Source organism: Terriglobales bacterium, assembly GCA_035651655.1.
Taxonomy (GTDB): Bacteria; Acidobacteriota; Terriglobia; order Terriglobales; family Acidobacteriaceae; genus DASRFG01.
In genome coordinates, this window is the sequence record DASRFG010000010.1 from 67,307 (window position 1) to 88,247 (window position 20,941).

Annotated in this window: 21 protein-coding genes and 1 riboswitch; of the genes, 12 read left to right on the plus strand and 9 right to left on the minus strand. The window is 57.7% G+C overall.

Features of this window, described 5'->3' with window-relative positions:
- Positions 1 to 216: 216 nt before the first annotated feature.
- Together VFA76_04805 and VFA76_04810 are read right to left on the minus strand one after the other, a co-directional pair.
- Positions 217 to 804: a cytochrome P460 family protein gene (locus tag VFA76_04805; protein ID HZR31155.1), complete on the minus strand. Its 588-nt coding sequence runs from the start codon at positions 802 to 804 to the stop codon at positions 217 to 219.
- A 137-nt stretch (positions 805 to 941) separates the two neighbouring features.
- Positions 942 to 1,922: a hypothetical protein gene (locus VFA76_04810; GenBank protein ID HZR31156.1), complete on the minus strand. Its 981-nt coding sequence runs from the start codon at positions 1,920 to 1,922 to the stop codon at positions 942 to 944.
- Positions 1,923 to 2,254: 332 nt separating this feature from the next.
- On the opposite strand from VFA76_04810, the gene VFA76_04815 reads away from it, so the two are divergent.
- The 7 genes from VFA76_04815 to VFA76_04845 all read left to right on the plus strand — a co-directional run bounded on the left by VFA76_04815 (position 2,255) and on the right by VFA76_04845 (position 10,295).
- Entirely contained in the window at positions 2,255 to 2,974 is a 720-nt protein-coding gene (locus VFA76_04815) for a TetR/AcrR family transcriptional regulator (GenBank protein ID HZR31157.1), read from the plus strand.
- Positions 2,971 to 4,101, plus strand: a complete 1,131-nt coding sequence (locus VFA76_04820) for an efflux RND transporter periplasmic adaptor subunit (protein ID HZR31158.1) — start codon at positions 2,971 to 2,973, stop codon at positions 4,099 to 4,101. The genes VFA76_04815 and VFA76_04820 overlap by 4 nt, the downstream gene beginning before the upstream one ends.
- Positions 4,098 to 5,165 carry an ATP-binding cassette domain-containing protein gene (locus VFA76_04825; GenBank protein HZR31159.1) on the plus strand — a complete coding sequence of 356 codons (1,068 nt, stop codon included), beginning with the start codon at positions 4,098 to 4,100 and terminating at the stop codon, positions 5,163 to 5,165. Before VFA76_04820 ends, VFA76_04825 begins: the two co-directional genes overlap by 4 nt.
- A gap of 5 nt (positions 5,166 to 5,170) precedes the next feature.
- On the plus strand, positions 5,171 to 6,274 hold the full coding sequence (locus tag VFA76_04830; GenBank protein HZR31160.1) for an ABC transporter permease: 1,104 nt from the start codon (positions 5,171 to 5,173) through the stop codon (positions 6,272 to 6,274).
- A gap of 249 nt (positions 6,275 to 6,523) precedes the next feature.
- Entirely contained in the window at positions 6,524 to 7,348 is an 825-nt protein-coding gene (locus VFA76_04835) for a hypothetical protein (GenBank protein HZR31161.1), read from the plus strand.
- A gap of 27 nt (positions 7,349 to 7,375) precedes the next feature.
- Positions 7,376 to 7,529: riboswitch (molybdenum cofactor riboswitch) on the plus strand.
- A gap of 42 nt (positions 7,530 to 7,571) precedes the next feature.
- Positions 7,572 to 8,561, plus strand: coding sequence for a GTP 3',8-cyclase MoaA (gene moaA / locus VFA76_04840; GenBank protein ID HZR31162.1), 990 nt, complete (start codon positions 7,572 to 7,574; stop codon positions 8,559 to 8,561).
- Positions 8,562 to 8,699: 138 nt separating this feature from the next.
- Positions 8,700 to 10,295: a glycosyltransferase family 39 protein gene (locus VFA76_04845; protein ID HZR31163.1), complete on the plus strand. Its 1,596-nt coding sequence runs from the start codon at positions 8,700 to 8,702 to the stop codon at positions 10,293 to 10,295.
- Between the two features lie 14 nt (positions 10,296 to 10,309).
- Here VFA76_04845 and VFA76_04850 read toward each other — a convergent pair whose 3' ends face one another.
- Positions 10,310 to 10,813, minus strand: a complete 504-nt coding sequence (locus VFA76_04850) for a hypothetical protein (GenBank protein ID HZR31164.1) — start codon at positions 10,811 to 10,813, stop codon at positions 10,310 to 10,312.
- A 303-nt stretch (positions 10,814 to 11,116) separates the two neighbouring features.
- On the opposite strand from VFA76_04850, the gene VFA76_04855 reads away from it, so the two are divergent.
- From VFA76_04855 to VFA76_04865, 3 genes are read left to right on the plus strand one after another with little or no spacing between them, the layout of a single operon-like run.
- Positions 11,117 to 11,668: a MarR family transcriptional regulator gene (locus VFA76_04855; protein ID HZR31165.1), complete on the plus strand. Its 552-nt coding sequence runs from the start codon at positions 11,117 to 11,119 to the stop codon at positions 11,666 to 11,668.
- Positions 11,640 to 12,458 carry an arsenite methyltransferase gene (arsM, locus tag VFA76_04860; GenBank protein ID HZR31166.1) on the plus strand — a complete coding sequence of 273 codons (819 nt, stop codon included), beginning with the start codon at positions 11,640 to 11,642 and terminating at the stop codon, positions 12,456 to 12,458. The genes VFA76_04855 and arsM overlap by 29 nt, the downstream gene beginning before the upstream one ends.
- Positions 12,459 to 12,478: 20 nt before the next feature.
- Positions 12,479 to 12,937, plus strand: a complete 459-nt coding sequence (locus VFA76_04865; protein HZR31167.1) for a nuclear transport factor 2 family protein — start codon at positions 12,479 to 12,481, stop codon at positions 12,935 to 12,937.
- A gap of 10 nt (positions 12,938 to 12,947) precedes the next feature.
- Here VFA76_04865 and VFA76_04870 read toward each other — a convergent pair whose 3' ends face one another.
- Positions 12,948 to 13,574, minus strand: coding sequence for a hypothetical protein (locus VFA76_04870; GenBank protein ID HZR31168.1), 627 nt, complete (start codon positions 13,572 to 13,574; stop codon positions 12,948 to 12,950).
- 126 nt (positions 13,575 to 13,700) lie between these two features.
- On the minus strand, positions 13,701 to 14,429 hold the full coding sequence (locus VFA76_04875; protein ID HZR31169.1) for a DUF1326 domain-containing protein: 729 nt from the start codon (positions 14,427 to 14,429) through the stop codon (positions 13,701 to 13,703).
- A gap of 145 nt (positions 14,430 to 14,574) precedes the next feature.
- Between VFA76_04875 and VFA76_04880 the strand changes: the two genes are divergently transcribed.
- Entirely contained in the window at positions 14,575 to 16,179 is a 1,605-nt protein-coding gene (locus VFA76_04880) for a hypothetical protein (GenBank protein HZR31170.1), read from the plus strand.
- Positions 16,180 to 16,236: 57 nt separating this feature from the next.
- On the opposite strand, the gene VFA76_04885 is transcribed toward VFA76_04880, so the two are convergent.
- The 4 genes from VFA76_04885 to VFA76_04900 are packed head-to-tail and all read right to left on the minus strand — an operon-like array spanning position 16,237 to position 20,518.
- Positions 16,237 to 16,473 carry a hypothetical protein gene (locus VFA76_04885; protein HZR31171.1) on the minus strand — a complete coding sequence of 79 codons (237 nt, stop codon included), beginning with the start codon at positions 16,471 to 16,473 and terminating at the stop codon, positions 16,237 to 16,239.
- Positions 16,470 to 17,513: a xanthine dehydrogenase family protein subunit M gene (locus VFA76_04890; protein ID HZR31172.1), complete on the minus strand. Its 1,044-nt coding sequence runs from the start codon at positions 17,511 to 17,513 to the stop codon at positions 16,470 to 16,472. The genes VFA76_04885 and VFA76_04890 overlap by 4 nt, the downstream gene beginning before the upstream one ends.
- Positions 17,513 to 19,870, minus strand: a complete 2,358-nt coding sequence (locus VFA76_04895) for a xanthine dehydrogenase family protein molybdopterin-binding subunit (GenBank protein ID HZR31173.1) — start codon at positions 19,868 to 19,870, stop codon at positions 17,513 to 17,515. The genes VFA76_04890 and VFA76_04895 overlap by 1 nt, the downstream gene beginning before the upstream one ends.
- 3 nt (positions 19,871 to 19,873) lie before the next feature.
- Positions 19,874 to 20,518: a (2Fe-2S)-binding protein gene (locus VFA76_04900; protein ID HZR31174.1), complete on the minus strand. Its 645-nt coding sequence runs from the start codon at positions 20,516 to 20,518 to the stop codon at positions 19,874 to 19,876.
- A 148-nt stretch (positions 20,519 to 20,666) separates the two neighbouring features.
- Between VFA76_04900 and VFA76_04905 the strand changes: the two genes are divergently transcribed.
- Positions 20,667 to 20,927: a hypothetical protein gene (locus tag VFA76_04905; GenBank protein HZR31175.1), complete on the plus strand. Its 261-nt coding sequence runs from the start codon at positions 20,667 to 20,669 to the stop codon at positions 20,925 to 20,927.
- The last annotated feature ends 14 nt before the right edge of the window (positions 20,928 to 20,941 follow it).

A 20,941-nucleotide genomic window follows, 5' to 3' on the forward strand; every position in this document is an offset into this window, starting at 1 on the left:
CACGTATCAGTGAAAACGAATCCCTGATAATTCCCTGTTACGATTCCGCTATTGAAGCCGCCTCTCGCTCCGATGTAAAGCTAGAGCAACCACTTACGGCAGAATTACTGAGGCCCCCTCCCCAAAATACGGGGCTTTTCCCTGTTAAATTCCCTGTTAGCAGGGAGACAGGTTAGCGTGAGACTGCTACCTCCGCCATCGCCCCAAAGATTCCGTCTAGTCTTTCTCGTGATAGGTACCGAACTTCTGCGCCACTGGCTTTAACGTGGGATAGAACTGCACAAATGAGTGCTCCACCGCTGCGTGCTCCTCATGGCATTGCCAGCAGGCTTCTTTGGGGTTGGCTTTCGCGGCACGTCCCGTAGGGCCGAAATTAAAGTACGCCCATTTGTCGGGAAACTTGGCGTCCTTGACCTCAACTCCCATGCCCGCAAAATCGGTTTGGAAATGCCCGCTCTTATTAATAGAGCCCTTGGTCTGGGGTTCCCGTTCTTCTACCACGAACATGGTTTTGTCCGGCCATTTTCCGCTGCCCAGGAATTCGCGATAGGCCCACTGCGGAACGAAGACGTTCGTGAACAATTGATGGGAGCCGGGAGTCGCGGAATAGTTCATGCCTAAACCTGACGAGAGATAGACCCAGTCGCGGTAACTCTCCGGCCGGACTAGCTCGTTGTCTTTTGTGTACTGCGAATGGTCAGACGAACTGCTCTCAGGACCGGCGTTCAGGGCAGCGGTTATGTTTATGGCAATCACACCCAGGGCTACAGCACTGAGGACTTTCAATATTTGGGATCCCGTCATATGTAAGCTCCGTTTGGCGGCCGAGTGCTTGCCTCAAATATCAGCAGCGCTGATTGGCTGTTAGACGCGGGTCGGGTACAAATGTCTCGCCAAAAAAGCTAACCGGTTTCTTCAGGTCATGACCCGCAAGTTGGCAACTATTGACGAGCGAAATATTCCTTCTGTGTCGCGATGTGCGCATCCTGATGGTTAGCTCTCACCTGCAGCGAGTGCACGGCTCCGCCGACGTTCTGTGGCACTGAATAGGAGAGCGCATACGAGCCCTTCAGCCGATTGGCAATTGCCGCCACGGCATCGGAGAAATCCTTCTTGGGATTCAACCAAACTCCACCACCCGTTTCCACCCCCAGGCGCTCCACATTGTTACGTCCGGCGTTGTATTGTCGGTTACGCAACTTATCCATTTCCTGGTCGTAAACCCGTTCTTGTCCACCTTGACCGGTAAGCGTCGGAGCATAGGTTCGGCCCAAATCAGCCGGGGGCGGAGCCACACGTTCTTCCACTCCGATGACGTACAACGCCGCCCATATCTCTTGTGCGTCAGCGATAATTTTGTTGTGCCGGGCCTCTATGATCTCGTGAAATCTGCTGTCCAATCCCGGGCTGTGCCCCCACGGGTTACGAAACAGAACGATCGCCCGCCGCGCTGGCCTTAAGTCGGTGTCCATAAACTTCCAAATGAAATCGAACACATTCGGCCCGCCGCTGGCAATTTGCTGAATATTCATACGCGTGGTGGCAACGGAGTAATTGCTCAGGTCGAAGTTGAATGGGTCCGGCAGGCCAGAGTCCTTGTCTAGCGCGTGAATTGCCGCTTCAACCCGATCGGCGTCCGGCAACCATTCGAGCTGTGAAGTACCCCCCTTTTCGCCTCCCGCCGCGAGCACAAATGCTTTATCAACATTGGGACGCAACACCTTATGAGCCAGGTCAATGGCAGCCTTCTGTTCTTGTGCGAAATGGGTTTTCGAGCATAGAAGAACCATACCCAGATGAAGCGGCAGCTCGGTTGCATTGCGAACCTCCTGCACCGTTCCTGGCTGATTGTTATCTACCACCGAAACCTGGTCCTTGGTCAGGCTCTGCAGCGGGTTGCCGCCACGATCGACTGCGCTCACGAAAATTGTGACTTGCCTCTGGGCAGAAACAGCAGGCGTAGCTGGGGGTCCGGGCACTTGAGAAAAAGCTGCCAAAGAACTTAATAGGAACCCCACTGTGATTGGCGATTTCATCGTATGTTCTCCCACCGGAACTGATGCTCATCAGCGAATGCATCTTTAGCTAACCTTTGTCCCGTTGCAAGCAAAAACTTAACTTTTGTTCTGAATTTCGAAATGGCCGTAGGCGTAATTACCTAGAAGGATCCAGCTTTTGACCTCATATATACGAGGGCTTGCGATCTGGGTATCAGTTAATGTAATATAACTAACTGGTTAATTAGGAGTATTCCTTGCCCACGCTCACCCACAAAACCAGCCGCAAGCCCCGCCTCGGTACTCGCGGCCAGCCGGAGCAGACGCGCGCCGCCATTCTCGATGCGGCGATGCGCGAGTTCGCGGAGGAGGGCGTGGCCGGCGCGCGTACTGACGCCATAGCCAGGGCGGCCGCGGTCAATAAAGCGCTGCTCTACTACTATTTCAAAGACAAAGAAACGCTATACGGCGCGGTGCTGGACCATGTTTTCGCAGGACTCGCCGAGCGCGTCCTCAACGTCCTGAAACACCATCTGCCGCCGAAAGAGAAGTACCTGGCCTACGTCGGTGCGCACTTCGATTACCTGGCTAGCAACCCGCAGCTGCCGCGCATTGTGCAGCGTGAGTTCATGCGTGCGGGACGCACCGCTTCGCCGCATCTGCGCCGCATCGCGGACCGGTACCTGCGACCGATCTTCACGGGAGTTTCCAGCGTACTTAGAGAAGGAATCGAGCGCGGAGATTTTCGCCCGGTTGATCCCGCGCAATTCATTTCCTCAACCGTCGCCCTCATCGTTTTTTATTTCAGCAGCAGCATGGTTTTTGCTCGCATGGTGCCCGGCGACCCACTTTCTCCGGAACGCGTTGCTGCCCGCCGGGCGGCCGTGCTCGACTTTGTTTCCGCGGCCCTGTTTCAAAATTCGCAGTCGTCCGAAGGCCAGGCCGAGAAGCGAAGTCAGAAAGGTAGCCAGCCGTGAGTGCGCGTAATAAAGTTCTCATACTTCTTGTGGTCATCTTTGTAGGCGCGGGTCTTTATTACGCTTTCTCCACCAACCGCACCAAAGATCTGGAACTCATCGGCGTGGTGGACGCGAATCAGGTAATCGTGAGCGCCCGCATCCAGGGCCGCATTGATAAGTTGCTGGTCGAAGAAGGCACGCAGGTCAAAGCCGGGGATGTGATTGCACTGCTCGATCCCGCCGAATTGCAGCAGCAAGAGCGCGCCCTTGCCGCCACCACAAAGGGGATGCGCTCCAAGGTGGCCCAGACCGAAGCCACGGAAGCCGCTACTAAAGGAACTACGTACAGCGATGTCGGCATGGCGGAAGCCAAGCTGCAGTCAGTGCGCTCACAGCTCGCGCAAGCCGAAGCCGATCTAGATCGAATCCGCGCCGACCGCGACCGCATCGTTTCGTTGGCTGATCAAGGCGTGGCTTCGCAACAGGACCGCGATCATGCCGAGTTACAACTGAAGGCTGAGCAAGCCGCGGTCAGAGCTCTGCAAGACCAGGTCCGGGCTGCACAAGCGGATTTGAAGTCAACCGTGGCCCGCACTCACCAGGCGCGAGCGGCCGCCAGCACCGTTGCCGCCACCCGTGCGGACATGCTCAGTGCTGTGGCGCAACGTCAGCAGGCGGAAGTCCGCCTGGGCTACACGCGCATTGTTGCCCCGGTGAGCGGCACCGTCTCGGTGCGTGCCGCGCGCGAAGGTGAAGTCGTCAATCCGGGACAAGCCATCGTCACCATCGTGGACCTGAACGACTCCTGGGTCCGCGCCGCCATCCCGGAAACCTACGCCGATCACATTGCTTTGGGAGATACCTTCAACATCCGGATGCCCAGCGGCCAGGTTATTCCAGGAAAGGTTTACTTCAAGGCCGTGGAAGGCGATTTCGCCACGCAGCGCGACGTCAGCCGCCGTAAGCGCGACATCAAGACCGTCGCCCTGAAGCTTCGCATCGCGAATCCTAGCGAACTGTACGTTCCCGGCATGACAGCCGACGTGCTGGTGCCGTACGCGCATCTTGAATCTGCACGCGCGGGCACGGGGCCGCACTTCCAGCCTGCACAGTCACCACAAGCAGGCTCTGGACAACAACCATGATTGCGGACTCCCAATCCGGCAACGGCAACACTGGCTTCTCGACTGTTGATGCCAGCGGCGCTCCTCTGCCCAAAGCCATAGAAGTAGACCACATCGTCAAAAAGTACGGCGATTTCACTGCGGTGGACGATGTCTCTTTTACCGTCTATGAGGGCGAGACCTTCGGGCTATTGGGGCCGAACGGTGCCGGCAAATCCACGCTGATCCGCATGATGACGACCCTCCTACCAATTACCGCCGGCGCGGCGCGCATTGCCGGCCACGACGTGAGCCGCGAGCCTGATGCAGCCCGCCGCTGCATCGGCGTGATTCCGCAGGCCCTCACCAGCGACCTCGATCTTTCGGTGGAAGAAAACCTCAATATTTACGCCAAGCTCTACGACGTTCCTGCCAAAGATCGGAAGCGCAACATTGACGAACTGCTTGAGCTGGTTGATCTCACCAAGTGGCGTGCCGCGCAAACCAAAACTCTTTCCGGTGGCATGCGTCGGAGGTTGGAGATCGCTCGCGGCCTCGTCCACAGTCCCAAAATGTTCTTTCTCGACGAGCCTACCACCGGCCTTGACCCGGTCTCGCGCGTTGCCGTCTGGGAGATGCTGGGTAACATAAAAAGCCGGCGTCGCCTGACCATTCTGATTACTACCCACTACATGGACGAGGCGGATCGCTTGTGCGACCGCATCGCCATCGTGGATCACGGCAAGCTGGTCGCTCTCGACACTCCCAAGGCACTCAAGGACAGCGTACCCGGCTCCAACGTAATCGAGGCCCAGTTTTCCAGTCCGCCTGCGGATTGGGAACAGCGTCTCCGCAGTTTGCCGGAGGTGAATTCCGTGCAGCCCGAAGGTGGGAATATGTACCGCGTCCTCACCAGCAATGGGTCGCGTACCACCATGGAATTGGTGGAGCTGGCGGTCAAATCGGGAGTAGAAATCCGCTCCCTCACAGTGCAAAACACCACGTTGGACGACGTCTTCGTTCATTACACCGGACGGCAATTACGCGACGAGGCGGTCAAAGCCTACGGCTTCGTCATGCCGGAGCGGCCAGGGTTACGCCCATGAATCGAATGCTGGCAATCGTTGAACGCGAACTCCGCAAATTCGTGCGCTCGCCTGCTCTGATGATGGTCGCCATGGTCTTTCCCCTGGTGCAGCTCATCGTGCTTGGAAATGCTTTCGGGGGCAAGATCCGCGACGCTCGCCTGGGGGTTGTGGACCAGGACAACGGCACCCAGTCCATAAAGATTCGCGAGGCTTTCAATGCCGTGCAAGCCAACTTGCGCACCTTTGCTCCCGTGTATTACCAGAGCGAGAGCCAGGCCGTCGAGGATGTGCGTAATGGCCAAATCCAGGGCGCAGTGATAATCCCGCCGGAATATTCCCGCCGTGTTTACGAGCAGAACCATCCCCGCATCGCGCTGGTCGTGGACAACAGCGACAATTTCATGAGCTCGACATTGGAGCAATCGCTTACAACCTTAACCAATGCGCTCAACCAGCCCGATATTGAACCCCGAGTGCTGCAGAAGACGGTGCTCGACGTTGTGGAACTCTATCCCTATATCGAGTACATGAAATATCTTTTACCCGGCTCCATCGCCCTGGCCATGTTTGTGTCGGTGATGATCGGCGGCGGCATGCTCTACATTGACGACAAAGCACGCGGTGTTCACGAGGGATATCTGGTGACGCCGATTACCAAGACCGAGTTGGTGCTGGGCCTGAATGTGGCCGGCGCGTTGAAGGCGATTGCCTCCGGCATTGTCATTACTGTGGTGGGCGCCATGCTGGCCGGAGTGGGCACGATCTTCGATCCCATGACCATTCTCTGGCTCTTCGTGCTGATTACCCTGACCTCGCTGGCCTTTAACGGAATGATGTTTCTGCTGATGGTGCGCGTCGAGGATCCCCTTGTGCCTCGCGCCATCTTCGGCATTCTTAACACTCTGCTGTTTTTTCCTAGTGGCTCAATTTACCCGATCCAGGCCTTCCCATGGTGGCTGCGAGGGATCGCGCGCGTGGATCCCTTCACCTATGCCGTTCACGGTTTCAAATCCTTGCTGCTAAAAGAAGCTGGAATCGTAGCCATCTGGCCAGATTTTGCTTACCTCATCCTATTCGCCATCACCACCCTGAGCATTGCTACCCCGCTGTTCAAGCGCACCCTCTAGGTTGAACCATATGGTTCGAATTAGTTCTCTCTAAGGTGACCCACCGATTGTCTCGCCTGCAGTTCTGCCGGATGATTCCTGAAACTCATGTACCGGCGATTACTAACAATACTTCTGGCGGGGATCTGTGTCACAGCCTCCGCCCAAGCCACATCTTTTCCAGGTGCGGCTTTTCAAGGTTCGGCTCCGTTTTCTCGTGCCAGCGCTCTGCTCGGGCTCGCGGCCAGCGGTTGCTCCCGCGGTGTGGGAATGTTGTCCTCCTCTTTATGGGGCGGCTTTAGCCTGCGCATTGCTCCTGCGAGCAGCCAGCAACAAGCTGAGCTCGCGCCTTGTCAGGCAGAAATCCGCGACTCCCACGGTCGCGTGGTTTTTCAGACTGGCAACTGGGCGGTGCGGCTCCATCCCATCACCGGTTCGGACCTCAACCACGACGGCTCACCCGATGTCGTTCTCGAAGCGTACTCGGGTGGGGTCCACTGTTGTTGGACGTATTCTTTTGTGTCGCTCAGCAATCCGCCGCGGCTTCTAGCGGAGGTGATGAACGAGGCGCGCTTTGATTTTCGGCGCGGGACAAAGAGTACCGAGGTTTGGACCCGCGACGGTGGCTTCGATTATTTCGAAACCTCTCATGTCTTTAGTCCGATGCCCCGGCTTGTAGTCCACCTGCGCGGTCGCCAGTGGTTCAATGCCAGCAGTGCACACTTGCGCGATTATGACCGCCAAATTTTGGAAGCTCGCCGTCGCCTCACGCCGCAAATGATTCGTGAATTTCAAAATTATAAGGCTGGGAATTTATTCGCGCCGGAGTTCGACCGCACCAAGGGTCTGGTTTTGAGCATTGTCGTGGCCTATCTGTACAGTGGCCGCGAAGCCCTGGCCTGGGCGGAGTTGCAAAATATGTGGCCCATCGCCGACCGGGCCAGAATCAAAGCCGCTATCCTTCAGGCTCGCGATCACGGGCTGCTTTCCCGGTTGCATCCACCTGCCCACCGCTCCGCTCTCCGGGCAGAGTGGCTGCAGTTGGCGCCGCAACGTGCGCCCGCAGCTTCGCAATCATCGCCTTTCGGCCGCTAATTCCCACCAAGCCTCCTCCGGACTATAATGAAAACCTGTTTCCGACCGCTGCGACCTGGGCATACCTTGGCTGCGGTGGCGGCGCCTTCTTCAGCGAAGAAGGCCGAGGGTGCTGGTGGAAACGCCCGCGCCTCCCGTGCTTCGTGAGAAGCCTTTGGAAAGGAAACGAGCGGGGCATCTCCTGCCTTGTTTCTATTTCTCTTCCCACGAACCCAAGACTTTGATGAATTTGACCGACAAATTCGGCCGGCCTATCACTGATCTCAGGATTTCCGTCACCGATCGCTGCAATTACAAGTGTGTCTATTGCCGCACCGGCAATCAGGGCGCGATATATGCGGATCTGCCCTTCTCTGATTACTTTCGCATGGCCCGGATTTTCGCCAGTCTGGGGATTAAGAAGGTCCGCATCACCGGTGGTGAGCCTCTGCTGCGCAAGGGTCTGGTAGATTTCGTGCGCGACCTGTCTTGGGTTCGAAACAGCGACGGGGAACCGCTCGATCTGGCGATCACTACCAACGGTCATTTGCTGGCCGAGATGGCACAGCCACTCAAGGACGCCGGTCTTAACCGCGTAACCGTCAGCATGGATGCGGTTGATGCTGAGCGCTTTGCACGGATTACGCGCGTGCATGACGGTTTTGAAAACGTGATTGCCGGCATCCGCGCGGCGCAACGCGCCGGTCTCTCGCCAGTAAAAGTTAATTGCGTTCTTCTGCGTGGTTTCAACGACGATCAGATTCCCGCGTTCGGCCGCTTCGCCCGTGAAGAAGGGGTAGTGCTCCGCTTCATCGAATTCATGCCGCTCGAGGAAGACCGCGTGTGGTCCCCGGAGATCGTGGTCACTTTGCCCGAAATCCTGGAGCGTATGGCTGCCTTTCACCCGCTGGTAGAGATTCCGCATCAACGCAGCGAGACGGCACGCCGTTACCGCTTTGCCGATGGCATCGGCGAGATTGGCATTATTGCCCCGGTTTCGCACCCCTTCTGCGGCCAGTGCAGCCGCGTGCGCCTGACCTCTGATGGCAAGATCCGAACCTGCCTCTTCTCCGTCTGGGACCATGACCTCGCCGGTCTCATGCACCGTGGCGCCTCGGATGATGAACTGGTCGAATTTATACGCGGCGTGATTCAACGCAAAGAAGAGCGCCACCACATCGGCGAGCCCGACTTTGTTCCCGCCTCGCGCACCATGGTCCACATCGGCGGCTGATCCAGGACGAGATTAGTGAACTCACGTGGGGACAGCCGCCCCTGTCCGGGCGAGCCCTGCTCGCCAGCCCTGCGTTTCCATGCAGCGCTAGACAGGACTTTAGCCCCTGAGCTGCCGACCCTAATACAATGTCCACGAATGCGGACTTCTTCTGTGCCCTCCCCACCACAGACCATTGAGGCACTTTCTACCGGCCGGCAATACTTCCCTGCCATTTCCATAACTGCCATCACCGTTTCGGCAGCCGTTTTGCGATTGCTCTACCTCACCCGCAAGAGCTTCTGGCTTGATGAAGGCGTCAGCGTGATGATCTCCCGGCTTGACTGGCCCAACCTGCTGCACATTCTGTGGCGCCGCGAGGCCAACATGGCCTTCTACTACGGTCTGCTGCGTATTTGGCTTCACTTCGGCCAGGGTGAGTTTTTTGTGCGCAGCCTCTCGGCGATTTTCTCGGTCGCCGCTATTCCAGTCATCTACCTGCTGGGAAAAGATCTTTTGGGTCAACGCCCGGGACTCATCGCCGCGGCCCTGCTGGCGGTGCACGCCTGGCACATTCGTTATGCCCAGGAAGCCCGCAGCTACAGTCTTTTTTTCTTGCTCGCGCTGCTCTCGTCGGTGTTCTATTTGCGCGGACTCCGGTCCTCCACGCAAGGGAACTGGGTGTCATACGTCATCTTCAGCGCGCTTGCGATCTACAGTCATTTTTTCGCGGTATTACTGGTCATTGCCCAGTGGCTGGCTGCGTATTTTTTCCCTCGTCCGGCCGCACGTGCGGATTTTTCGCGAAGCCTCAAGATCATCGGGGTGCTCGTGCTTCCGCTCGGTGTATTTATTGCCTCGCGCGGTCTTGGTCCGCTGAATTGGATACCCCGCCCTGGCTCCGCCGACCTGCATCGCTTCGCCCTCCACCTGACTGGCAATGGCGGTAACCTCCTGCTGCTTATTTATGTTGCCAGTTGTGGGGTCGCGATTGCGTCTGGGCTGACGTCGTGGTCTGTCGTAGCGACCACGGTTGATGTTCTCACCCGCAACGCGGCGGCAGGTCGGGCTTTCTCACGCCAGACATTTGCGCGTCAGAAGTCTTGGGAAAGCACATGGCCGTATTTGTTTCTGCTCAGCTGGTTGCTGTTGCCGGTGGTTCTGACGCTAGGATTTTCCTTGATCAAATCGGTTTTTCTGCCCCGCTACATGTTCCCGTGTGTTGCGCCTTTAGTATTGTTGGCAGCAGATGGCGTCGCTCGTTTGCGCCCCCGACTTCTAGCCGTCGGAGTTTTGTTGGCGCTGCTGGCCTTCTCGATTCGCGGTACCCTCGCTTATTACCACGCTGATTTCGATCTCGCCAGGGAGGACTGGCGTAGCGCTACTTCTTATGTTCTTGCTAACGCTCTCCCCAGCGATGGCGTAATCTTCCACTCCGCCCAGGCACGCATGCCCTTTGAGTATTACGCGGTCAGCAGTCCTGCCCGCCAGCGGATACAGATGACCTTTCCATCCTCTGGCGAAAAACTTACGGCACAGGATTTCCTGGCAAACGCGAAAAATGCCGATCTCAGCGATCTTTCGTCGCATTACCAGCGCGTTTGGCTCGTGCTTGCGCACAACCGGTTGAAATATGGAGAGCCGGACAAAACCACAGAAGTTGTTCAGAATGTTTTGAAGAAAAACTTCACACAGGTAATGGGGAAGGAGTTTCCCGGCGGGATTGTGGTTACCCTCTACCGCCGAGAGCATTGATCAAATCTCAGACGCTACGCCCGCCCGATCGCACCATTCGTCTTTTCTGCTACCCACTCCCAAACACGCTTACCGTGCTGGTTGAGCAATGAACGCGCTTCACCGTATTCCACTAAGCGGTTGAGCACCGTGGTGACGGAGGCCAGCGGGTCCTTGTGATTCAGCAGCACACCTGAGAACTTTTGGTGCAAATGTTCACAGATTTCTCTGGCGGTCAGTGGGCGCTTGGCCTCCAGCAGCACCATGCGACAAGCGCGCGTGAACCCCGACTGACGACCGTTGCTCCTGCGCTCCACCAGGCTGAGCAGTTCGTCATCAAGCATCTCGTCGCCAAACAGGTTTGCTAAGCCGATGATGGTCTGCTTCACCGTGCCGATTCGCTTCATGATCTCCGCACGTTGCTGCAACAGGTCTCGCAGTTCCTGGTGTGCCGCGCGGATCACTTCCTGCACCGGAGGTTGTACCTCACGGTTTACCTGAACGTTTTCCATGGACTTCTTGCCCTCGCTGCCAGCCATTGCTGACCCTTAAAACTGGAGCGGATCGTTTGCCTTCCTTGCCGAACTACCTGGTTTCGCAGGCGTGCATGACCTTAGACTTTCATCCCCGAACATCAGTGACGACTTTTCTTGCTCAATTTGTGGAAAAGACATTGTGGCGGCGTGATGGTTAGGTATTAGCGCTGCAAACGTATAATCCCGACCGCGCTCCTTTTATTTCATTCATTTCAAGATTATTTAACGGTTACGCGGCGTCATGTCAGGAGACGAACCTGGATATAATTGCTTGACTAATGCAACTAGTTAGGCTATGATTTCCTCATGACCCAGGACCCCACTGCAATCTGGGCGGTCGAGTTGGAGCGCCTGGCGCGCTGTTTGGGACGCGTCGGTCCGGACGAGATCTGCTGCGAAGGCTTGACCTCGCGCCAATGCAGCATCCTGCGCACTTTGGCGGAGCAGGAGGGCGCCCGTATATCCGGACTTGCGTCCGCCGCCGGAATCACCCCCAGCGCCATGACCAGGGTCCTTGAGAAGCTTGAGGCCCACGATTTGGTGAAACGGGTACGCGGCAATGGAAGCGATGGCCGCGCTGCCAAGGTTGCGATCACCGCCCGCGGCCAGGAAGTACGCGCCAGCATTGACCGGCTAATCAAGACCCGTACGGAAACGATTCTTTCGGCTGTACCGGAGGGCTTGCGTCCGCAGTTGCTGGCAGCGGTTCGCGTCCTCAATCAAGTGCTCGAGCCGGGCGGTTGTTGCCAGATCACAGGTGAATGGCCCCACGTCGCCGTGAGTTGTGGTCTGGCGGAAAAACCGGCAAAAGCGAAAGGAAGGAAAAGCCATGCCCAGCAAGAATGCGGAAATTGTTGATGCCGTACGTGAGCGCTACGGCGCGATCGCGCGTGAAGCAGCTACGAGCAAAAAGACGCCAGGCTGTGGTTGCGGTGCATCGAGCGATGTAGGCCACGTGATCGGCTACTCCGAGGATGAGCTCCGGCTCGGCGAGGGTTCCAACCTCAGCTTGGGCTGCGGGAATCCGCTGGCTCTCGCAGGCATAGAGCCAGGTATGACGGTACTCGATCTGGGTAGCGGCGCCGGGTTCGACGCGTTCCTCGCCTGGCGAAAAGTGGGTGCCAGCGGCCGCGTTATTGGCGTGGACATGACGGACGACATGCTGGCACTTGCCCGTAAGAATGCAGCTCAACTCGGGGCCACCAATGTGGAATTCCGCAAAGGCAGAATCGAACAGCTGCCGGCGGAGTCCAGTTCCGTGGACCTGGTGATCAGCAACTGTGTTATCAACCTGAGCACCGACAAACCTGGCGTCTTCCGCGAGATCCATCGCGTGCTTAAGCCGGGTGGCCGCTTCGCAGTAAGCGATCTGGTGCTGCTGCGTCCTCTGCCAGCCTCGGTCGCCTCCGACGTGAACGCCTACGTCGGCTGCATTGCCGGCGCCAGCCTGGTCACCGATTACATCCGTATGGCGTTCGATGCTGGCCTGGAGAATCTTTCTTTGCCGCAAATCACTGTTGCCGAGAAACTTCTGACGGCTTACGAAGCTAATAAGTCGCAACCCACCAGCTGCTGCGGCTCAAACTCTTTTACGGAAGCCGCCTCCGCTGTGGTATCAGCCAACCTCCATGGTCGCAAACCGCTGTAGTATTCCTGCGGAGAACGCACATGAAGCTACGCATTGTGCCTGTTGCCACAACATGCCTGGCCTTGATAACCGTTGCGCTTCCCTTGACGGCGCGCGACAAGGTCACCCACATTCAAAAATACATCGCCGGCCTGGAAGACAGATGGGCGGAGGCCCAGCGCGACGGCAAGGCCGACATAGTCGCTCCCATTCTGGCCGAAAGTTTCGTCAACACCGACGCCGATGGTGTGACTTACGGTAAGAAGAAATTACTCGCTAACCTGAAGGGTGGGAAATGGGAACACAACGCCATCAGCGATGTGAAGGTCAGCGTCTATGGGAATAGCGCTATTGCGACCGGCCGGTGGACAGGAAAGGGAATTGATGGCGACGGCACAAAAATTGATCGTAGCGAGCGCTGGACTGACACCTGGGTGAGAATGCCCACTCGCGGATGGCAGTGCGTGGCCAGTCAGCAGACCTCAATCTCAAAACCCTAGGAGCGAGCCCCTACTCCGCCGCTTTTCCTTTCACCACAATTCCAATCAGCAGTGGATCGCCGGATTGCATTTTCAACTTTCCCACAAAAATCGTATGCGCCTGGTCGTCTTTGATCACCGCCGGTGCGGTGTCGCTTTCCGGCTGCGCCAGATTGATGGGGCCCGGATGTCGCGTTCCGGTCGCCTTGCGGCTGAGTTCTACCAGGTCATTGAACTTGAAGGTAGCGCTCGGATCCGGATCATCGGCCGCACGAACCAGCAGTACAAAGTCGCGGCTGTTGGCCACACCCAGATGGTTGCCGTCGTTGGGCAGAAGCTCATAGCGCATGGTGTAAACGCCCGGCTTGAGGCCCTGTCCTCTAAAATCCGTAGCTCCGGTTTTAGCAAACGAAATCACGCCAATCAGGGTGGACTCGGCCAATTGAGGAAAAAGCGCACCCTCCACATCACTCTTGCCGCTCGCTGGCACGCTATCTCGTAGCCAGATCTTGCACCATTCGCTCCCGTCTTCAAGCGTGATTCGGTAGCCCTTCGGTTCCAGGGCCTTTTTCAGAGCGTCTGGCAAGCCTGGTTCATCGGATGCCCCTATCTGTTCAACTTTGGGAGCGGTTGCGGCATGGATTGGTGCACCTGACAATACGAGGCCTGACAATATGAGGAGAGCAATAATCGCCATCCGACGGGTTTGCAACTTTTCCTCCCATCCAAAGAAAAACGCCGGGGAGCAGCATACCCCGGCGTCAAATTCGAACTCAACAGCCTGTTACTGACCGGCCTCAACCGCCGCCATAGTCTGCGCTTCACTAGTTGCAAAGCTGCCCACAAATGCGCTGCGTTTGCCGTGCGACTCCCAGGAGGTGCCCAGACCCGGTCCTTGATATTCATCAGTCACGGCTACGACGGGCATGGCATGTGTGGTTTGGGTTAATGGAGGATAAAAGGTGTACTCGTTGCCGCAGATGTGATCTTTGCCGCCGAGGGGCCGGGTCTCTACCGTGGCAAACTGACCTGCGCGCAGCAACGCAGTTCCGTGGTGCTGCGCCTCATGCCCTAATTCCAATGCTACCGGTGCAGCAATCACCCGCTCCACGTGGGCCAGCAATTCGCCGCCCATGTGATGAGCAAACGCTTCGAGGGCCGTGCGCTGTTCCGGCGTCGCCTGGTCGTCCACGATCAGCACCGATTTCGCGGGATACGGCTTCCCGTACGGATCACCGAGCGTCGCCCGTGCACGCACCGCGGCCACTACACTTAATCCGTCCAAACGCACTCCGTCCCATGCGCCATTCTGCACCCGCCAGCCCAGGATCGCCTCGTTGCCGACCAGACCCACTTCTCCATTAGCAAAGCATTGACCGGTGTAAATGTCGGCGCTACGGGTTTCAATATAATCACCGCTAATCTGCGAAGTATTGCTCTGCTGCGCCGCCATACTGCCCGCCAGCAGCAGGACCAGTCCACTCAATATTGCTGCAAAGATACGCGTCTTCATCTCTGACTCCTTAAAGCCTACTCTCTACTTTGACGCACGATAACACTATTTTGACGCAGAAAACGGTAATGAGCAAAGGCCGCAGTCAATGGACAGGCACAATCTGGACACGCTATCCTCCCATTGCCCCGAATTCCGTTACCGCATGTCTGCTGAGTCCCTGAACACCCTCGAGAGCGCGCGTGTCGAAACCGTCCCGCAGCCAGCAACTCGCGATCAGCGAAGTTCCTTGGTGAGCAGGTTCAGTTATCTGGTTTCACCCTGGGGTTTGGCCATCCTGGGTATCGCGCTTCGCCTGCGGCAGTACCTGTTCAATCGGTCTCTCTGGCTCGATGAAGCCATGATGGCGATCAACATAACCCACCGTTCTTTTAGCGAGCTCACTAAAACCATGGAGTACTACCTGGTCGCGCCGTGGTTTTGGCTTTTTACGGAGAAGGCCTCCAACCTGCTGTTCGGCAATCATGAACTGGCACTCCGGCTGCCGGTCTTTCTCTGGGGTTCGGCCGCCATGCTGATCCTGATTCCATTGGCGAAGCTCATCCTTTCCCAGCGCGCCGTTCCCATCGCGGTGGCTTTCTTTGCGCTCTCTCCCGCTCTGATTTATTACTCTTCGGAACTCAAACCTTACGGCAGCGATCCGGGAGTGGCATGCCTGGTTTGGCTCACCGGCGCATGGCTCATCCACCGCGGTCCTTCTCCGTGGAGACTCGTGCTGCTCGCCCTGTGCGGAGCGTTGGCTCCGTGGTTTTCACATCCTGCGATTTTCGTATTGGCTGCAGTGGCAGTAGCGATCGTTTGGCAATGCCTGGCTGCTCACGACCGGCATCGCCTTGCAGCATATTCGCCGGCGTTTTTTCTATGGATCGCAAGTTTTGCGCTCAATTATGTGTTTGCGATTCGCGTTCGTAGCCACGACCCGCATCTCACCGGCTCTTATCCGTTTCTCGGATTTCCCCCCGTTCGCCACTTCGCAGATGTCGAGAACATCCTGCAGACGGTTTTTCTGTTGCAGCAGAACACCGCGAGCTTGCTGATGGGGGTTGCGGTTTTTGCCGCGATTGTGGGCTGCCTGTACTACTGGCGTCGAGATCGGATCACGCTTTGCCTATTACTCTCTCCGTTGTTGTTTGCTTTGGCGGCTTCCAGTTTGCATCTTTATCCGATTGTCGGACGCTTCTATTGTTTCTTCGCTCCTGCGCTGGCCATCTTGGTGGCCGCAGGCGCTTATCAGCTTTGGGTGGCCACACATTCCTCGGCTATGCCGGTCGGAGCAGCACTCTTGGTGGTCCTCTTTTTACAGCCCGTAGCCGCCTGTTTCAGGATTGCTCGCCATCCCATGCAGACCCACGAACTCCGGCCCGTTCTGCAATATGTGCAGCAGCACGCTAAGCCGGGAGATGTCTGGTACATCTACACATACGCCCAACCTGCCTATCGTTATTACTCGGAGGCTTACGGTCTAAAAGGCGATTATGTTGTCTTCGGCAGCAGATTTCGTAACGGCATTGTCAATGGTGTCTTTCAACACAATTGGGAATTCTTTCAGAATGATTTCATTAAACTGCGCGGCAAGCGTGTGTGGTTAATTTTTTCCCATAACTGGGCGGGCGACGGAATCAACGAGCAGGTTTACGGATTACAAGTTGCGGACAGGAATGGACGTCGAGAAGACACTTACCAACAGACTGACGCGGCCGTCTTCTTGTATGAATTCAATCCACCACTGGCCTCGACCGTGCGCCCCTGACCCGCTTACGTGGGCACAGGCGCCCTCGCCTGTGCGGGCGAGCAACGCTCGCCAATTTCAATCGCACTGCCCTGTCCCGTGGCATTTCCTCCGCATTGACGAGCAGTTTCCCGGCTCGGCAACCTTCCCGTCGGGCCCAATGCAGGTCTGGGTGTGCACGCACCAGTAATTTCCGTCATTCGAGCGCGGCACGGTGGGATCGTGCTCTACTCCGACGAACTGCCCCTTCCACCTCAACGACGAGCAAAGATTGGGATGCTTGGTGTTGAAACGCTGCTCTTCGCTGATCATCATTCCCCACCTCCCGCGATCGCTGCCGATTCCGTGCCTACCGCGCGCGGCCGTCCTGCTGAGCTGGCGTGCGCTGCCTGCAGGATGGCGCGCTTCACCGCTACGCGCGCGAGCTGGATTTTGTAGCCGTTTTTGCCCAGGCTCTTCGCGTTCGCTACTGCGGCTTTGCCCGCCGCATCGGCGGTTTCCTCGCTGATGCTCTTGCCCACCAGCGCCTGCTCTGCCTCTGCCGACACCCAGGGCACTGGCGCAACGTAGCCCATTACTATCCGCGCCGAGCGCACTGTATTGCCATTCATGCTGAGCGCCACCGCGGCTAGTGCCAGCGGCCAGTCAAATGCTTCTTTCTGCCGCAGCTCATAATGTGCGCTCTTTGCGCTCCCTGCGGGCGGTACCAGAACTTCGGTCACAATCTCGTTTGGCCGCAGATCGTGCTCCCGCTCGCCCTCATTTTTCGGAATCACATAGAACTTCTCCAGCGGAACCTCGCGCGTGCCCTTCGGCCCGGCAATGCGGATCTTCGCCCCATAGGCAATCAGCGCCGGCACGATGCTCGAGGGGCTGACAAAATAAGCCGGCCCATCATTTCCAAGAATTGCGTGGTAGCGATTGTCGCCCTGCAGCACTAGCGATTTTCCCTGCTCATCTTTCGGCAGCAATCCAAATCCCGACCGGAAGTACCAGCAGCGTGGCCGCTGGCACAAATTGCCGCCCAGCGTTGCCATATTGCGGATCTGCTGGCTTGCCGCCTCGAGCAACGCCTGGTTCAGCGCCGGATACTGCTGCCGCACCTGTGCGTTGTCAGCCAGATCCCCGAGCGTGGTCAGGGCGCCGATGCGCAACCCCCGCGCACCAAGCGTGACGCCGGTGAGATCTTTTACTCCCTTGATGTTGACCACACGCTTGGGTGCGACCACGTCGTCTTTCATCAGTGACAGTAAATCGGTGCCGCCCGCCAGAACGGCAGTCTGCTCCCAGTTTCCGGCGAGCAGATGCACCACCTGATCCGTACTCTTCGGACTTGCGTAATCGAACGGTCGCATTAGGCGCCTGCCTTCTGCTGCTCGAGCGCAGCTAACACGCGGTCAGGAGTTAGCGGCAAGAACGGCACTCGCACTCCGATTGCATTGGCTACGGCATTGGAGATCGCCGCTCCCGGCGAGACCACCGGCGGCTCGCCTAGGCCGACGACTCCGCGGCTGTCATTCTTGGGATCGGTCATCATATGCACGACCAGCTCGCCAATATCGCGAAGACCCGCCAGCCGATAGAACTCCATGTTGGCGTTCAGCATTCTGCCAGTCGTCGGATCCATCACCTTCTCTTCGTAGAGCGCGTAAGTGATGCCCATGATCAGCGCGCCCAGGCATTGGCTTTCGGCGGTTTTTGGATTCACCACCAGGCCGCAGTCCTGTACTGCGACCATTTTGTTTACCTTCACGATGCCGGTTTCGGTGTCCACGGAGACATCGGCCATCTGCACGCCACCTACGCCGCTATTAGTCAGATTGCCCGGCCCTGGATTTTTTCCGCGGACCGTCAGCGGCATAGCACCGAGCTTCGCGCAGGCCTGCTTCCAGTTGAGGCTGCGACTGGGGTCGCTCTTCACCCGTACCGTGCCTTTCACCGCCTCCAAATCGCCGGGTTGTGCGTTCAGTGATGGTGCTACTTTGGTGAACAATCCATCCAGCGCCAGCAAGGCGCCGCGCCGCGTGGATGAGCTCACGCCGCCAATCGTGGTACTGCCACCCGACCCGCCGGACGGCGGATACATGGTGTCGCCAATCTGCAGCGTAACCTGTTCCATGGGAATGCCGAGCGAATCCGCGGCCACCATCATGATGCAGGTTCGCGTCCCCGTTCCCAGATCCTGCGAGCCCATCTTGATGTCCACTGAACCGTCAGGATGGATGGTGAAATCGCAATCGCTGGCGTGACCGCGCCCACCCCAGGTATGAATGGAAACCCCTACTCCGCGCTTCATGTGGCCAGCAGTCTTGTCGCCGCGCGGATGGAATTTTTCTTTCCACCCCATCAATTCCATTGCGATCGGAAATTCTCCGCGGTAAATATCCGCGCGCGGTCCGGTCATATCTATGTTCTTCAGGAAGAACTCCACCGGATCCATGTTGAGCTTGGCAGCAAGATCATCCAGCGCCGCCATCGTGATCAACGCCGCCTGCGGATGATTGGGCGCACGCCAGGCGCGTGACGGTCCTTCATGTGTGCGGATCGCCGTATGCTGTTTGCGCTGATTGGGGATGTCGAACACGTAGGGAAGTGGAGGTGATCCTCCGCCACCCGGCCCGCCCGTGCCCCAGGAGTTCGATTGCCAGGCGACCAGCGTGCCGTCTTTCTTGGCTGCGACTTTTACCCGCGCGTAGGCCGACGGCCTTGCCCCCGCAACTTCGAGTTCGTGGTCGCGCTCCAGCATGAACTTCACCGGCTTGCCGCCGGCTTTCCTGGAGAGCTCCGCGGTAGCGATCCCCCAGCGGTCGGGAGAGAACTTGCTGCCGAACCCGCCGCCGATGTTGTCCTGGTGCGCGCGGACATTGGTCGCTGGGATCTTCAGCGGCTCCGCATATTGTCCTGGGATTCCGGAAATGCCTTGCGTCGAAATGTGCACCAGCAGTTTGTCCGGCTCCGGCCACTCCGCGGCGGAGCCATGGGTTTCCAGGCAACAATGCGCGATCACCGGAATTCCATACAGCCCTTCGGAGACTGTCTCCGCCGACGCGAATGCCTGGTCGGGTTCGCCGGTGACCTGTTCCGCCGTCTTTTGGTAATTCGACTTGGGCCGGGATGTCTGCTCCGTATGCACCGGCGCCGTCTTTACCGTTTCCAGAACTGAATCCGGCACACCATCTTCTTTGGCTGCCGCCAGCATTTTTTCGTCGGGCTGAAAGGTGATTCCGTATTGTTTGATCTGCTCGTTGATCTGCCGCTCCGGCACCTGGTTATCGAGCATGTCGCCGATATCATCGATGCTCAGCGGCCCCGGCGCTTCACCGGCGCCCGCCGGCGGCTCCGCGTCGGAGACATTGTGCGGCAGCCGCTGGTATTCCACCTTGATGGCACGGACCGCGTCTTCCGCGGTAGGCTCATCAACCGCAGCCACTCCGACAATCTCATCTCCGGCCCAGTGAATCTCTTTGCCCGGCCCCTGGATGATGGTGACTGCCTTTACTCCCGGCATCTTCTCCGCCGCACTGGTATCAATGCTGACCACCTTTGCGTGCGGGTAGGGGCAGCGAACGCTTTTTCCAAACAGCAGTCCCTGCGGATTGTAGTCGTAGGTGTATTTCGCGCGGCCCTGGACTTTCACCGGACCGTCCACGCGCAGGTGAGGCTTGCCAAGAACTGTGCGCTGCTCTGGCGCTGGCCACTTGAATTCAGCCATGATTTACGCTCCCTTCCCCGCGACCTGCGCGATGGCTTTACGGATACCCGCATAGGTCCCACAGCGGCACAGGTTGCCGCTCAATCCGTAGCGGATTTGTTCTTCTGTGGGACGCGGATATTTGTCGAGAAACGCCTTACACGCCACGATGAACCCGGGAGTGCAGAAGCCGCACTGTTGTGCGTCGTTTTCTACAAAAGCCTGCTGGACTGGATGCAGCCGGTCTCCCTGGCTCAGCGATTCCACGGTCGCGATCTGCCGGTTCTGCGCCTCGATGGCCAATACCGTGCACGAGTACACCGGTTTGTTGTCCAGCAGCACGGTGCAGGCGCCGCACTCGCCGCGGTCACAGACGCGCTTCGCACCGGTCAGGTCGAAGTTGTCGCGCAGCGCGTCAAGAAGCGTCACTCGTGGCTCCAATTGCGCGCTATATTTTTTGCCGTTGATGCTGAAGCTCATCGGCGTCTTGCCGGGGCCGTGAACAGCCACGTCCTCGCCCCCAGCTCGCACCATCTTCGGCCCAGCCACCAGCGGCACGGCCGCTGACAATCCGGAGATCTTCAGGAATTCGCGTCGCGATACTCCCGACGCATTTTTCTCCTGGTCCTCGATTTCTTGATTTTTCTTGGGAGAATCCTCAGGCATCATCGCCTCCACCGCGGTACTCGACCGGAAAGTCGCGAGCTGTGTTGACCAGAGTTGCTGTTAATAGACGATGCGAGCTACCCAAAGTCACAGGGCCAAAAAGTATAACTCCCAAGGAAGCATTTTGTCCGCGCAGGCATAGAATCAAACCATGTTCGCCCGCAGAATCCGCGTGGAATACGAGCTCGATGGCCGCCGCCAACCCTGTCCGCAAAAATGGCTGGACAACTTCAGCATGCGCAGTTTCACCAATGCCTCGATTTTCGACGACACTCTGCCTATCGCCGATGGTCTGATGGAAGTCGGCTCGCGCGTCCCTCTGCCCGAACTCAAAGCTGCCATGGAAGATTGGTTCCGCAGAAAAAGCTACTTGAAGAAAGATCAGACGCTAAATATTTCAGAGGCGAAGTAATGAATCATGGTATT

Excerpts from the sequence above, each read along its gene's own strand:
- VFA76_04805 (HZR31155.1), bottom strand. The coding sequence starts at position 804 with ATGACGGGATCCCAAATATTGAAAGTCCTCAGTGCTGTAGCCCTGGGT.
- VFA76_04825 (HZR31159.1), top strand. The coding sequence starts at position 4,098 with ATGATTGCGGACTCCCAATCCGGCAACGGCAACACTGGCTTCTCGACT.
- VFA76_04830 (HZR31160.1), top strand. The coding sequence starts at position 5,171 with ATGCTGGCAATCGTTGAACGCGAACTCCGCAAATTCGTGCGCTCGCCT.
- VFA76_04835 (HZR31161.1), top strand. The coding sequence starts at position 6,524 with ATGTTGTCCTCCTCTTTATGGGGCGGCTTTAGCCTGCGCATTGCTCCT.
- moaA (HZR31162.1), top strand. The coding sequence starts at position 7,572 with ATGAATTTGACCGACAAATTCGGCCGGCCTATCACTGATCTCAGGATT.
- VFA76_04845 (HZR31163.1), top strand. The coding sequence starts at position 8,700 with ATGCGGACTTCTTCTGTGCCCTCCCCACCACAGACCATTGAGGCACTT.
- VFA76_04850 (HZR31164.1), bottom strand. The coding sequence starts at position 10,813 with ATGGCTGGCAGCGAGGGCAAGAAGTCCATGGAAAACGTTCAGGTAAAC.
- VFA76_04855 (HZR31165.1), top strand. The coding sequence starts at position 11,117 with ATGACCCAGGACCCCACTGCAATCTGGGCGGTCGAGTTGGAGCGCCTG.
- arsM (HZR31166.1), top strand. The coding sequence starts at position 11,640 with ATGCCCAGCAAGAATGCGGAAATTGTTGATGCCGTACGTGAGCGCTAC.
- VFA76_04865 (HZR31167.1), top strand. The coding sequence starts at position 12,479 with ATGAAGCTACGCATTGTGCCTGTTGCCACAACATGCCTGGCCTTGATA.
- VFA76_04875 (HZR31169.1), bottom strand. The coding sequence starts at position 14,429 with ATGAAGACGCGTATCTTTGCAGCAATATTGAGTGGACTGGTCCTGCTG.
- VFA76_04880 (HZR31170.1), top strand. The coding sequence starts at position 14,575 with ATGTCTGCTGAGTCCCTGAACACCCTCGAGAGCGCGCGTGTCGAAACC.
- VFA76_04885 (HZR31171.1), bottom strand. The coding sequence starts at position 16,473 with ATGATGATCAGCGAAGAGCAGCGTTTCAACACCAAGCATCCCAATCTT.
- VFA76_04890 (HZR31172.1), bottom strand. The coding sequence starts at position 17,513 with ATGCGACCGTTCGATTACGCAAGTCCGAAGAGTACGGATCAGGTGGTG.
- VFA76_04895 (HZR31173.1), bottom strand. The coding sequence starts at position 19,870 with ATGGCTGAATTCAAGTGGCCAGCGCCAGAGCAGCGCACAGTTCTTGGC.
- VFA76_04900 (HZR31174.1), bottom strand. The coding sequence starts at position 20,518 with ATGATGCCTGAGGATTCTCCCAAGAAAAATCAAGAAATCGAGGACCAG.
- VFA76_04905 (HZR31175.1), top strand. The coding sequence starts at position 20,667 with ATGTTCGCCCGCAGAATCCGCGTGGAATACGAGCTCGATGGCCGCCGC.